Here is a 13595-nt window from a genome sequence, read left to right as displayed (position 1 = left end):
GCAAACTCACTGATCTGCCACAGTCGCCCTCGTTCGTCACAATGAGCGAGGGCGACTTGCGTGCGCCGCTCTACCTCGCCATGATCAAGTTGAGGGCGCGCGGCACGCATTCGATGTGCAAAGGCATGGGCATGAGACGCTCGCCGTCAGCAAATGCATCGAGGCCGCTGACTTCGATGTCAACACTGTGGGCACGGTACATGTGGACCTCCGGTACCTCCTCCAGGCGGTGCAGGAAGATCTTCGGAACTTTGCTGATCGCTTCGAGGCGATTGAGCGTTTCCACCAGGCTGATCGACAGCAGGCCGTCGCGGGGGTCAGCATGCGGACACATCATGATGCCGCCGCCATACGTCTTGGTAATGGCAATGGCGTTGAGAATTGTCGGGACGTGATGTGTGCCTTTGCCGTCGATGCGGATCGTTGTGCGCAGGGGGCGTAGGCGTGCGAACTCGATGCCCAGTGCCAGCAGGTAGCGTGAATTACCCTTCGGCCATCTGATCTGGTTGGCACGATCGTTAATCATTGAATCCACGCCCGCGCACATAATTGTTGCAAAGTAGCGTTCTTCCCCGTTCGCGTGGCTCATGAGGCCCACATCAACGCTGTCGTGGTGGCCGTCCACAATGAGTGATGCGGCTGCTCTGGGATCGAAAGGAATGGAATATTCGCGTGCCAGGTCGTTACCGGTGCCAGCCGGTATGACACCGAAGAGTTTGCCTGTGCCGACCACCTCCTGCAATGCAAGGTTGATCAGCCCGTCTCCGCCGCACACCACAATCGCGTCAATGGTTGGGTCAGCGACAAATTCGCGAGTGCGCAGGCTCGTCGTCAGTGGCAGGTAGCTGGCAATGGAGACCACATCGATGCCGCGATTGGCCAGAAACTCAGTGGCGCGCCGTGCCGCATCCATCGACGATCCCAAACCTGCAACGGGGTTTGTAATCAGTGCGATCCGACGAATCGGGCTCTGTGGCCGTGAATTGGGATCGGTCATACATACTCCGTTCATTTCTTGTTCTACGCCACAGCGATCGTCGCTGTCAGATGGGATGCAATTGATATAGTGTAGCGATTTAAGCGGGCGTGTCGAACAAGTATCTGCAGAAGCGCCGCCGTGTGACGCGAGGTAACCCCCCGTGCCACGTGCCCTATTCGCCTGAGGGCTTGCGGGCGCCAGGCAGGAAGAACGTCAGTGCACATCCCAGTCCGAGGGCTGCGCCGGCCACTCCCATTGCGCGCGACGTTCCGACGCTGAAAGCCTCCGACAGTTTGTCGATCACCTGATCGGTCAGTTCCGCTGGAACGCCTTCTGAACCGTCCGAGTCAGTCAGCGCCCGAATGGAAGCGCCAGCTGAAGGTGCGACAGACGCTTCGATGCCGTGACGTGCCTGCTCGGGCAGCGGCACATCGTCGAGGCTTCCCTGTACCTGTGAATTCACCGACGCAGCCAGGAACGTTGCAACCAGAGCAATTCCCAACGCTGTACCGACCTGACGTGTCGTGGACTGGGTGGCGGATGCCTGCCCCGACGTGCTGGGTGGCACATCAACCAGAATGACGGATGTGAGTTGCGCTGACGCCAACCCCAGACCAAAACCGTAGGCAACCAGTGCTGTGACGATAACTGCGATGGGCGTGTGGGCTGTCAGGCTGATCGCCAGGCTGAATACGGCAATGGATTCTATGGCCAGTCCGGCGCGCGCCACCCACGTTGCAGAAAAGAGACGCCCCAGTGGGGATGCTGAGCCACCTGCGATAAAGGCGCCTGCAGCCATTGCAGCCAGGACACCGCCTGATTGGAGCGGTGTGAGCATGCGGACGTTCTGAAGGTATAAAGGCAACGCGAAGAGCAGACCGAATTCTCCCACTGAAATTGCCGCAGCGGCCACGTTCCCTGCAGAAAAGCTTCGGAGCTTGAAAAGATTCAGATTCAGCAGGTGCGGCCCGTCCACTCGCAGCTGTCGCCGTTCCCGCCAGATGAAAAAGCCGAGCAGGACGGCCGCCAGAGCCGCCGCCAGCGGCACAGGCGAGAGTGGCCATGACGCCCAGTCCTCATTGATCGGCTTCCACCAGCCCAGGTCACGCCCCTGAATCAGTGCGTAGACCAGAGCGGCGAAACCGATTGACGAGGTGATAAACCCGCCCGCGTCGAAACCGTGTTCGGAGCGTTCTCCGTAAGTGTTGGGCACGAAGAAAATGCAGCCGAGCGCAACGATGATGCCGATCGGAACATTGATCAGGAAAATCCACGGCCAGGTGGTGTTCGTCGTGATCCAGCCACCCAGCAGAGGACCAACAGCGGCCATCCCTGAAATAACTGACCCCCACACGGCGAACGCAATCATGCGCCTCTTGCCTGTAAACGTCGCGTTGACAGTTGAGAGCGTTGTTGGAGAAACGGCCGCCGCTCCGGTGCCCTGCAGGAAACGTGCGATGAGCAGGGGAGTGAAAGTGCGCGCCGTGCCGGCAATGATTGATGCGATAACAAAGATGGCGATCCCTGCCAGAAGGATGTTGCGTCGTCTCCAGTTATCGGCCAGACGTCCCACGGTGATCAGCAGCGCCGAGAAGATCAGGGCGTAGCTCGTTGTCAGCCATTGAGCCTGCGTGAATGTGAGCTCGAGGTCACGCATGATTGTCGGCAAAGACACGTTGATGATGGTGCCGTCGATAACGATCAGTGACAGTGCCAGAGACAGGAAAACGAGTGCGATCCAGGGGTGCGCCAGTGTTAATGACTGAGATGGCGCAGTGGACGCACTTTTCAGGGAGGTCGGTGTCATGCCATGATTATGACACACCGTCATTAAAGTGGCGCGCGGTCATCCGCCCGATGATTCAAGCTGGAGTTTCGACACGGCGCCGCGGTCGCCCTCGTTCATCATGATTGCCGAGGGCGACCGGAGTGCTACACGGAAGGCGTTAAAGCTAGACCAAAGATCGGGACCGCCAGAGCCAGTACGGTGCCCATCACCAGGAAGATGCCGACGACGTTAAACCAGAAACCTGCCTTGATCATGTCGACGATGCGCACGTAACCCGACCCGTACGCGATGGCGTTCGGAGGTGTGGCGACCGGAAGCATGAACGCGCACGTGGCAGCCAGTGCAGCCGGGATCACGAAGAGCAGGATGTTCATGTCGCCGTACCCAAGGCCGATGGCGACGCCGCCGATAATCGGCAGGAACGCGGCAGCAGTTGCGGTGTTGGAGGTGAGCTCCGTCAGAGCCAGGACGAGCGCCGTGATGGTGAACAAAATCACGATGATGGGCAGGGTGCGCAACTGTTCAACTGAGTGGCCCACCCAGTTTGACAGGCCCGTGTGAGAGAACTGGCCAGACAGAGCCAGACCGCCGCCGAACAGCAGGATGATATCCCAGGGTAGGTCCTTCATTGACTCCCAGTTCATCAAACGCACCCCTCGCTTCGGGTCTGCCGGAATGATGAAGAGCAGCAAGGAGATCCCCATGCCGATAATGGTGTCGATCCCCTTGATCTGAATGCCGAAAAACTTCAGGAAAAAGGGCAGGAACACCCACAAGATGGCGGCGGCCACGAAGAGGATGCCGACGAGTAACTCGCCGCTGCCCATCGGGCCGAGCTTCTTCAGTTCACTGCGAATGAGCTTCTTACCTCCGGGGATTTCCGAGATTTCCGGTGGGAACAGAACATATGTCAGCAGGAACCATCCGATCGCCAGGAACGTCACCGCCAGTGGGACACCTACCAGCATCCACTGTCCGAAACCGATCGAAATATCGTGGTTTTCCTTCAGGTATGCCACCAGGAGCGAGTTGGGCGGAGTGCCGATGATGGTTCCCAGTGAGCCAATCGAAGCGGAATAGGCGATGCTGAGCATGAGGGAAATGGCGAACTTCGAGTGATATAGTTGCGTCTGCTTACTGATCGTTTCCGAGGCATCTTTGCCTTTTTGAACGATTGCTGCCACGACGCCACCTTTTGTGGCGTCGCGAGCTGTGCCGGACACTGATTCAGCGTCGGCGGGTCGATCCTCAGAATCTGCCTGGCGGGAACCTTCGAGCTGGGAGACGAGCTGCAGCACTGACATGCCGATGGGTAGCATCATGACGGCGGTCGCGGTGTTGGACACCCACATTGACAGGAAACCAGTCGCGATCATGAATCCTGCGACCAGTTGGCGAGGTTTCGTCCCGACCATGTTGACCACGGTCAGCGCGATACGTCGGTGCAGGTTCCAGCGCTGCATGGCGAGCGCCAGGATGAATCCGCCCATGAACAGGTAGATCGTGTCCGAGGCGTACGGTCCGGCTGTTCCGGAAAAAGAATCGACCTGTAGGGCAGGGAAGACGACCATTGGAATCAGAGCAGTGGCGGCGAGCGGGATGGCTTCGGTCATCCACCAGATGCCCATGAGGATCGCGACCGCGGCCACGATGGGCAGGCCGTCAAGATTCATGGTGCTGAGCTTTTCGTCAGAAAGGCCCTGTGCTGCGATGTCGGCAGCATTGTCGGGCATGATGAAGTACACCAGTACGGCCAGAAGTGGACCTCCCAGCAGGCCCGCCACGCGCACAAGGTGGACGGTACGTGATGGCGCTACGTAGTCATCAGCTGCTGCATGCGATGACGATGTGTGAAGGGTAGGAATACTCATGGTGACCTTTCGTGACACAGAGGACGCGTCGCCTCGACGGAGAATCCCAGGACAGATGTGCGACGCGGCGTACCATCGTCGGTCCGCCGCCTGTATGCACTGTGGCGCATATAGGACTTTAGTCGCAGACATTATTGTATGGCGCGCCGCGACGTGTGTCAGGAAATTGCGACAAGAAAAGTTACGAAAAGGACACAAAAGCAGAAAATAACCGTGTTCTGTTCCGGTCGATTCTGGCCGGCTGAGAAGAGGGGGAGTGGACGCTATGTCACTTCTTCAACTCGATGGTCTTCTCCGGGACGGCCACCCGGGCGCGTACACCCAGCTCCTGATCGAGCGATTCGACTAACGCCTGCGCAGCCTTTTCTTCGCCATGCACGCACCACACTGAACGAGGCTGAGGCACCAGATCGCGTACCCAGTCCACCAGCTCCGAGCAATCTGCGTGTACGGAGAATTCCTCGTCGCGAATCACCTCGGCCTGCACGCTCACCCACGCGCCATGCATTTTCAGTTCGCGTGCGCCGTCCAGGAGCGCGCGCCCACGTGTGCCTACCGCCTGATAGCCGGTCAACACGACGGTATGAATCGCCTGGGGGAGCATGTGCTCGATATGGTGCAGGACGCGGCCGCCGGTGAGCATGCCGGAGGCCGACACAATGATGGAAGGCTCCTTAGGATCGTTGAGTTTTTGCGACTGTTCCTGGTCTCGCACCTCAATGAGATTCAGGTTGCTCAGCTTCAGGCCTCCCACTTCATCATTGAGTTCGCCGCGCGCACTGACAGCCTGGTAGAGGCGCAGGGACGCCAGCGCCATGGGGGAGTCCACGTAGATTGGCACCGAGGGGATCTGGCCGGCAGCGACCATGTCGGAAAGTACTTTCAGCACTACTTCAGTGCGGTCGACGGCGAACGCTGGAACCAGAACGGAGCCGCCGCGATCGATGGTTCGGCAGATGGCGTCACGGAACACTTCGTGCTTTTCGTGTCCTGGATCAGCTTCAAAGTGTTCACGATCTCCATATGTTGATTCGAGCAGAACCGTCGGGGCACCCTCGGGAATTTCTCGCGAGCGCAGAACGGGGTGCGTGGGTCGGCCCAGGTCACCGGAAAACAGCGCGTCACCGCCAGGTGTGTGGACGCGGATCGAAGCTGAGCCGAGGATGTGGCCGGCGCGCGTCCAGTGCGCACTGACCTGCCCGCCCACGTCAATGTCAGCGTCGAAATCGACAGCTCGCATCAGTGGCAGCGTGTCCTCAACGTCGTTGACCGTATACAGCGGTAACGGCCGGCGGTGCTTGGAATACCCGTAGGTGCGTGCATGCTCGGCGTCGCGTTCCTGCAGGTAGGCAGAATCTCGCAGAACGATATGTGCCAGGTCGATGGTGGACGGTGTGGCCCAGATGGTGCCGCTGAAGCCCTGCTTGACCAGGCGTGGCAAATATCCCACGTGATCCAGGTGTGCGTGAGTGAGGAGAATGTCCGAAATGGAATCGGCCGGGACTGGAAAATCAGACCAGTTCTTGCGGCGGAGTTTTTTCTCGCCCTGATACAGGCCTGAATCGATGAGAATCCGTCGCTCGCCTCGTGGGGAGTCAACGGTTAGAAGATGCTTGGAACCGGTCACGGTTCCAGCTGCGCCCACGAAAGTTAAGGTCGTTGGAGCCATACCTTTACTGTGACGCAGATTACGTTGCGATGGGGACGTTCAGTGGTGCGTGTCGCACATTCGGTAGATTCATCCCACATATGACGGATCCCTTGCAGACAACGCCTGGGACTTGTCGTAGAATCGAGGGGTTGTCATGTGCCCGAAATACGGGCTGAAATCGAAACAAGACGTTGGAGTGCACACACGTGAAGAGCACTGTTGAGACCCTCGAGCCCACCAAGGTGCGCTTGACCGTTGAGGCCGACCATGAAGAAATCAAGCCTCAGATGGACAAGGCATACAAGGAAATTTCGAAGCAGGCGAATATCCCCGGTTTCCGTAAGGGACACGTTCCGCCGCGCATTATCGATCAGCGATTTGGTCGTGCCGCCATCATCGAGCAGGCAGTCAACGAGGTTCTGCCTCGCCTGTACTCGCAGGCGGTCGTGGAAAACGAACTGCGCCCCATGGCTCAACCCAGCATCGAAGTCACCGAAATTCCGGCGACCAGCGGCCCGATCAGCGGCAAGCTCGTCTTCACCGGCGAGGTCGACATCGTTCCCGCCTTCGAAGTGCCCGAAATTACCGATGACATGACCGTTGAGGTTGACCCGGCGGATGCCACCGACGAAGACGTGCAGACCGAGCTGGACCGCCTGCGCGCCCGATTCGCCACGCTGAAGTCCGTCAAGCGCCAGGCTAAGACCGGCGACTTCGTCACCATCGACCTGACCGCAACGGTCGACGGTGAAGAGGTGGACTCGGTGTCCGAGGTCTCCTACGAAATCGGTTCCGGCACGATGCTGGATGGCCAGGACAAGGCTCTGCGCGGCACGCACTCGGGTGACGACGTGACCTTCACGTCCAAGCTCAAGGGCGGAGACCACGCCGGCGAAGAAGCTGAAGTGGCTCTGCATGTTCACTCCGTGAAGATGCGCGAAATGCCGAAGGTTGATGACGAATTCGCCCAGATGGCATCCGAATTCGACACTGCTGACGAACTCATGGAAGACATGAAGAAGCAGGCTGAGCAGACCAAGCGTTCTCAGCAGGCGCTGGACGCACGCGACCGTCTGGTCGAAGCACTGCTGGACAAGGTGGAAATCCTCCTGCCTGAATCCGTCATCGACGAGGCTGTCAAGCAGCAGCTGGGTGACAAGCCCACCGCCAAGAAGAAGAAGGAAGCTCGCGAAGAGATCGAACTCGAATTCCGCCGCGACATCCTCTCCGACGAGCTGGCCAAGAAACTGGAAGTCCAGGTCTCGCAGCGCGAACTGATCGACTACCTGATGCAGATGTCGCAGACCTACGGCATCGACATCAACCAGCTGATCTCCTCGCCCGAGGAAGTCCAGACCGTGGTTGCACGACTGACCCGCACCAAGGCCATCATCGAGGCCCTGCGTCTGGTCACCGTGAAGGACACAAACGGCCAGGCCATCGACCTGACTGAGTTCTTTGGTGATGAAGAAGCTAACGATGACGCAGCTGAAGGTGCAGACGAAGCTGCTGAGGATGCAGCTGAGGCCGACGATGCAGCCGAGACTGAAGACACAGAGGCAGCAGAAGCTGACGAAAAGTGATCGCGTAGCTGATCAATCACTCACACGCGGGGCAGGAACCAGAAAACGGTCCTGCCCCGCCTGCATGAGGTGAGCATGTATGAGCGTGCGCGAGCGTGCGCCGTCAGCGAAAAGTGCCAATCCAGGCCGACGGCGCAGTGCGAAACCGGTAGGTTGGACATCAGTGATGAAAAGTGCCCGATGGAAGGACGTCAAGTGAGTGAACAGCGCGTGAGAGGCGCCGACGGCGCGCAGCCTCAAGGCTCGTTCGGAGATGCTGTCTACCAGCGTCTGCTCAAGGAACGCATTATCTGGCTGGGAAGTGCAGTGGAAGACGAAAATGCGAACGCAATCTGCGCGCAGATGCTGCTTCTGGCTGCTGAAGATCCCGACCGCGACATCTACCTGTACATCAACAGCCCCGGCGGCTCGGTCACCGGCGGCATGGCCATCTACGACACGATGCAGTACGTCAAGCCGGATGTTGTCACCGTGGCCATGGGTCTTGCAGCGTCCATGGGACAGTTCCTGCTCACCGCAGGCGCACCCGGCAAGCGTTTCATCACCCCGCACACGCGTGTCCTCATGCACCAGCCCTCAGGCGGGGCCGGTGGTTCGGCCACCGACATTCGCATCAACGCCGAACTGATTCTCAAGATGAAGCGCGAACTGGCGGAAATCACCGCTGAGCGCACCGGTAAGTCCGTCGAGCAGATCCTTGCGGATTCCGACCGCGACCACTGGTTCAGCGCTCAGGAAGCTGTCGATTACGGATTTGCCGACAAGATCGTCTCCACACCGCAGGAGATCGGCCACCGTGCCAACGACGCGCAGAACGGAGAGAACTGATATGTCCAGCACTGCTCCTTACTTTGACGCAATGGCCCGTCAGATGCCGCAGGCCCGCTACGTGCTGCCCACCTTCGAGGAGCGCACCGCCTACGGGTACAAGCGCCAGGATCCGTACGCCAAACTGTTCGAGGACCGCATCGTGTTCCTCGGAGTTCAGGTTGACGATTCGTCGGCTGACGATGTGATGGCTCAGCTGCTCGTGCTGGAGTCTCAGGATCCCGATTCAATGATCACGATGTACATCAACAGCCCCGGCGGCTCGTTCACTGCGATGACCGCCATCTACGACACCATGCAGTACGTCAAGCCTCAGATCCAGACCGTGTGCCTGGGGCAGGCCGCCTCGGCTGCCGCCGTGTTGCTGGCCGCGGGCGCGCCTGAACGCCGACTCGCACTGCCGAACGCTCGTATCCTGATTCACCAGCCTGCGATGGAAGGCATGCACGGTCAGGCCTCGGACATCGAGATCGTGGCCGATGAGATTGACCGCATGCGCAAGTGGCTCGAAGACACCCTGTCGAAGCATTCAGGCGTCAGTTCGGAGCAGGTACGCCGCGACATTGAACGCGACAAGATCCTCACCGCTGAGCAGGCCCGCGAGTACGGTCTGATCGACCAGGTGCTCGAGCCGCGCAAAGCCCAGTAACTGATCGCCGGCGCGTAGTATCGCTGGCTCAGATACGCGCGGTGCTGCTCGCATGTATCAGCAGGTGGTGCCAGTCACTTTGTTCAGCGCGCTGAGCTGTTCGTGGACAAGTCGCCCTCGTCAATTATGTGACACCCGACCGGGAAACCTCACATGATTGGCGAGGGCGTTCCCACGCGCGCCGGTTCGCCCACTGCGGATGGCTCCATTAGGCTAGAAACACGCGCATGGAGGTGTGCGGATCGAATGGGAGGCGCGTCATGGCACGGTTGACGGATGGGGCAGAACTGCTCAAGTGTTCGTTCTGCGGCAAGACACAAAAACAAGTGCGCAAGCTGATCGGCGGCTCCGGTGTGTACATCTGCAACGAGTGCATCGAACTGTGCAACGAAATCATCGAAGAAGAGCTGCAGACTGACAGCGCGCCCACGCAGACCCCGCTACCCAAACCGCGCGAAATCTTCGACTTCCTTGACTCGTGGGTCATCGGTCAGGACCGCGCCAAGCGCGCACTATCCGTCGCAGTCTACAACCACTACAAGCGCGTGCGCTCCAGGGAAGCCGGAAACGATGAGGATATGCAGGGCACCAAGTCCAATATTCTCATGCTGGGTCCAACCGGAACCGGGAAAACCCACCTGGCCCGATCGCTTGCCCGCATGCTGCACGTTCCGTTCGTGATTGTGGATGCCACTGCGCTGACGGAGGCAGGGTATGTGGGCGAGGACGTTGAAAACATCCTGCTCAAACTTATCCAGGAAGCCGACGGCGACATCAAGAAGGCTGAACGCGGCATCATCTACATTGACGAGATCGACAAGATTGGCCGCAAGGGCGAAAACGCGTCGATCACGCGAGACGTATCGGGCGAGGGCGTCCAACAGGCACTGCTCAAGATTATTGAAGGGACCGTCGCATCCGTCCCGCCTCAAGGCGGTCGCAAGCATCCGCACCAGCAGTTCCTCGAAATCGACACATCCGGCATTCTGTTCATCGCGGCCGGCGCATTTGCCGGTATCGAGGAGATCGTGCGGGCGCGCCTTGGACAGCGCTCCACAGGTTTTGCCTCGTCACTGAAATCCTCTTCCGAAATGGGTGACATTTACGAATCAGTCACGCCCGAAGATCTGCACAAGTTCGGCATGATTCCGGAATTTATCGGCAGGCTCCCGATCCTCACCTCAACGAAACTGCTCACCGAGCAGGACCTGGTTCGCGTCCTCACCGAGCCGCAGGCATGCCTCGTCGCCCAGTACCAGCACCTGTTTGAGCTGGACGACATGACGCTGGAATTTACCGAGGACGCGCTGATGGAGATCGCCTCTGAAGCCAACAGGCGAGGTACGGGCGCGCGCGGCCTGTCCACCATTATGGAAAAGACGCTGTCCGACCTGATGTTTGAACTACCCAGTCGCGACGATGTCGGCACCGTCGTCATTACCCGCGATGTCGTCACCGGCGAGGGGGACGCGGAACTGTATGCCCCTGGTGAGGCGAAGACTCAAAGCGCGTAGCCGCCTTTGCCGGAGCGGGTGTGCCCGGCAGGAAGACATGCACGCGTCGAAGACGACGCAGCACGTAAGACAACGAGGGGAGTGCTGATATGAACCAAACATCTGACCCGAGTGCCGCCAGTGCCGGCACGCAGCCCGCTATTCCTGTAGAACTCAGCCAGGCACGCGAAACGATCGACAATATTGATGCTGCGCTCATCCACATCCTGGCGGAGCGGTTTCGCTGCACGAAGCGCGTAGGGTTCATCAAGGCGGAGCACGATATGCCGCCTGAAGATCGGGCGCGTGAGGCGCGGCAAGTGGCGCGATTGCGGCGTTTGGCGGAAGAAAGCGGGCTGGATCCGGACTTTGCGGAGAAGTTCCTGGCCTTTATGGTGCGCGAGGTTATCCGACATCATGAACACATCAAGCGCAATTTTGGAAACGAGGAGTGAACGGGGCGTAACACGTAAATGACATCGTTCACAAAGTGGGGCCAGTGACCGTATCATAGAGATAGTTCGTCAGAACTGTAATCACGTCATACACTTTCGAGGATATGAGGGCAATGGCAATGAGCCAAAACACCAATACTCCCCCTAATTATGGGCAGGATAACCCTAATTATGGGCAGGAGAATCAGTACAATTCGTCCGGCTCCGATGCGTACGGATCCCAGTCTCAGCAGTACCAGGCTGGACAGCCATCGCCATACGGCCAGCCGGGGCAGTACCAGCAGGCGAGCCAGTATCAGCAGGGAGCAAATCCTGTGGACACCGGCAGCATCGGATGGGCGGTCCTGGGATTCTTCGTCCCGATTGTCGGCTTGGTTTTGTGGTTGGTCTGGAAGGATCAGCGTCCGAACGATTCGCGCATGTCGCGTAACGGCTTCCTGGCATCACTGATCGTGTTCGTTGTTCTCATGATCATATGGTTCATCATTGTTGCGATAGTAGCAGCGAGCGCCTCCGTGTCCATGTCCTAATCCGCGGCACCAGGAACGCGCAAGGCGGCAGATATCCTCAGCGATATCTGCCGCATTTTTGCGTATTTCGAATTCTGCGATTCGAGATACGGCAATGAAATTCTAAAATTTCTCTTGACGTGAAGATAATAACAGGGGTATTGTCCGAAAGAAATATGTGAGCTGAAGGACAGGGAAGTAACTGGCTACATGAGGATTCACCGAGCCAGTATGTCAGCATGGCGCAGGCGAATCCAACCGTCACACAGCCACCTCATCGGACACATCAGCAAGCCCGGAAGGGGACGTCATGAGAAAACGATTTGGAGCCATAATGGCCGCCGCGGCGTTGGTACTGACTGCCTGCATAGCACCAGGTCCTTCGCACGAACGCGGATCCGTCGAATTCATCACTATCGCCGCCGGCGGCACGTCTGGACCGTACTACCAGATCGGCGCCTCTATGGCTCAGATTTTCCGCAACGAACTAGGATCGGACGCATCCGTACAGGCAACGGGCGCATCCGTGGAAAACATCTCGCTCATCACCTCAGGGCGCGCCGAACTGGCCTTCGTCATGGGCGATGCAACACGACAAGCTGTCGAGGGAACCGGCCCATTCGAAGGACGCCGCCAGCTCAGTGAGCTCACCGCACTAACAGCGTTGTACCCCAACTACGTCCAGATCGTGACAACCGCCAGGACCGGGATCCGATCGGTGGAGGACCTGCGCGGCAAACGCGTCGGCGTGGGAGACAAGAACTCCGGTGTGGAACTGAACGCGCAGATGATTCTGGATGCGTACGGCATGACCTATGACGACATCCAGGAAGACTTCCTGTCATACTCGGGCGCCATCGACCAGATCAAGAACGGCCAGACTGACGCAGCGTTCGTTACCTCCGGCCTGCCAAACTCCTCAATCATGGACCTTGCGACAACCGAAGACGTTGTCATTGTCCCCATCGAGGGTGAAGGATTCGCCAGGCTCAAGGAGAAGTATCCCTTCTTCGACCAGAGCGCAATCCCAGGCGGAACATACTCACAGGCAGAGGACGTCCTCACCGCGTCGATTATGAACCAGCTGCTCGTCTCTCCGGACCTGGACGAGGAACAGGTCTACAAAATGACGAAAGCCCTGTTTGAAAACCTCGACACCCTGCACGCGTCTCACAAGGCTGCAACGGGAATCACGCTGGACAGCTTCGATGAAGGCGCAGCAGTCCCCATCCACCCTGGAGCACTGCGCTATTACACAGAACAGGGGGTGGTGAGCAAAGATGCATCCAAAGACACTGCACAGTCTGAATAAGAGCCCGCGGATCGTGGCAGCCGTCGTCGGCATCGCCCTCGTCGCAACGGGTGCAATGTGCGGTGCGTACGCAACCGCGCTCCATGCCGCACCCTCGATAATCATTGAAGATCAGGAAACCGGTCAGGAATATTTCCGATTCGCCGCCACTGACGACGAACCGATCACGATGAAATGGATCCATTCCATCGAGAAGGAACCGTGGGTCGAGTACTACACCGTCCACGGCGACCACCTGCAGCTTGACGCCATCGACATCAAATCATACGGAGCGGGGGTGCCGGCCGACCCTGGAGGAGTGACCACCGTCAAAGACGGTGTCATCCACACCGAAGGAATCAACCGGACGATTCCGGAGCTGACGTGGGCGCATAGCCACGATACTCACACCACGCTCACCGTCGGAACTCATGTCATCGCCCCGACGGATCTGCCACATCATGCCCTCGTGCGACTACGAATTCAGGAGTAGAACC

12 protein-coding genes are annotated in these 13595 nt (G+C 58.7%); 8 read left to right on the top strand and 4 right to left on the bottom strand.

The window, feature by feature from the left end; translation table 11 throughout:
* Positions 1 to 70 precede the first annotated feature (70 nt).
* From AC1EJZ_RS05010 to AC1EJZ_RS04995, 4 genes are all read right to left on the bottom strand, one after another.
* Positions 71 to 997: a diacylglycerol kinase family protein gene (locus tag AC1EJZ_RS05010; RefSeq protein WP_480294070.1), complete on the bottom strand. Its 927-nt coding sequence runs from the start codon at positions 995 to 997 to the stop codon at positions 71 to 73.
* A 154-nt stretch (positions 998 to 1151) separates the two neighbouring features.
* Positions 1152 to 2786 (bottom strand): MFS transporter, encoded by a 1635-nt coding sequence (locus tag AC1EJZ_RS05005; RefSeq protein ID WP_480294068.1) that lies wholly within the window; start codon positions 2784 to 2786, stop codon positions 1152 to 1154.
* A 125-nt stretch (positions 2787 to 2911) separates the two neighbouring features.
* Positions 2912 to 4639, bottom strand: coding sequence for an SLC13 family permease (locus AC1EJZ_RS05000; RefSeq protein ID WP_092648408.1), 1728 nt, complete (start codon positions 4637 to 4639; stop codon positions 2912 to 2914).
* 268 nt (positions 4640 to 4907) lie between these two features.
* A complete protein-coding gene (locus AC1EJZ_RS04995) occupies positions 4908 to 6308 on the bottom strand; it encodes an MBL fold metallo-hydrolase RNA specificity domain-containing protein (protein ID WP_058236356.1) in 1401 nt (466 codons plus the stop codon).
* A 188-nt stretch (positions 6309 to 6496) separates the two neighbouring features.
* Between AC1EJZ_RS04995 and tig the strand changes: the two genes are divergently transcribed.
* From tig to AC1EJZ_RS04955, 8 genes are all read left to right on the top strand, one after another.
* Positions 6497 to 7873: a trigger factor gene (gene tig / locus AC1EJZ_RS04990; protein WP_480294066.1), complete on the top strand. Its 1377-nt coding sequence runs from the start codon at positions 6497 to 6499 to the stop codon at positions 7871 to 7873.
* A 195-nt stretch (positions 7874 to 8068) separates the two neighbouring features.
* Complete coding sequence (locus AC1EJZ_RS04985) at positions 8069 to 8701, top strand: ATP-dependent Clp protease proteolytic subunit (RefSeq protein ID WP_307876270.1); 633 nt, start codon at positions 8069 to 8071, stop codon at positions 8699 to 8701.
* Position 8702: 1 nt separating this feature from the next.
* Positions 8703 to 9350 (top strand): ATP-dependent Clp protease proteolytic subunit, encoded by a 648-nt coding sequence (locus tag AC1EJZ_RS04980; protein WP_058236358.1) that lies wholly within the window; start codon positions 8703 to 8705, stop codon positions 9348 to 9350.
* Positions 9351 to 9610: 260 nt separating this feature from the next.
* The gene (gene clpX, locus AC1EJZ_RS04975; RefSeq protein ID WP_058236359.1) at positions 9611 to 10864 is read left to right on the top strand and encodes an ATP-dependent Clp protease ATP-binding subunit ClpX; all 1254 of its coding nucleotides are present in this window, start codon (positions 9611 to 9613) and stop codon (positions 10862 to 10864) included.
* An 89-nt stretch (positions 10865 to 10953) separates the two neighbouring features.
* Positions 10954 to 11298 carry a chorismate mutase gene (locus AC1EJZ_RS04970; RefSeq protein WP_058236360.1) on the top strand — a complete coding sequence of 115 codons (345 nt, stop codon included), beginning with the start codon at positions 10954 to 10956 and terminating at the stop codon, positions 11296 to 11298.
* Between the two features lie 113 nt (positions 11299 to 11411).
* Positions 11412 to 11828, top strand: coding sequence for a hypothetical protein (locus AC1EJZ_RS04965; RefSeq protein WP_083314523.1), 417 nt, complete (start codon positions 11412 to 11414; stop codon positions 11826 to 11828).
* 289 nt (positions 11829 to 12117) lie between these two features.
* Positions 12118 to 13119: a TAXI family TRAP transporter solute-binding subunit gene (locus AC1EJZ_RS04960; protein WP_092648410.1), complete on the top strand. Its 1002-nt coding sequence runs from the start codon at positions 12118 to 12120 to the stop codon at positions 13117 to 13119.
* A complete protein-coding gene (locus AC1EJZ_RS04955) occupies positions 13088 to 13591 on the top strand; it encodes a DUF1850 domain-containing protein (protein ID WP_082628486.1) in 504 nt (167 codons plus the stop codon). Before AC1EJZ_RS04960 ends, AC1EJZ_RS04955 begins: the two co-directional genes overlap by 32 nt.
* The last annotated feature ends 4 nt before the right edge of the window (positions 13592 to 13595 follow it).

The sequence above is a fragment of the Pauljensenia sp. C0170B5 genome (genome assembly GCF_056590195.1).
This window is presented reverse-complemented; position numbering and strand designations above follow the sequence as displayed.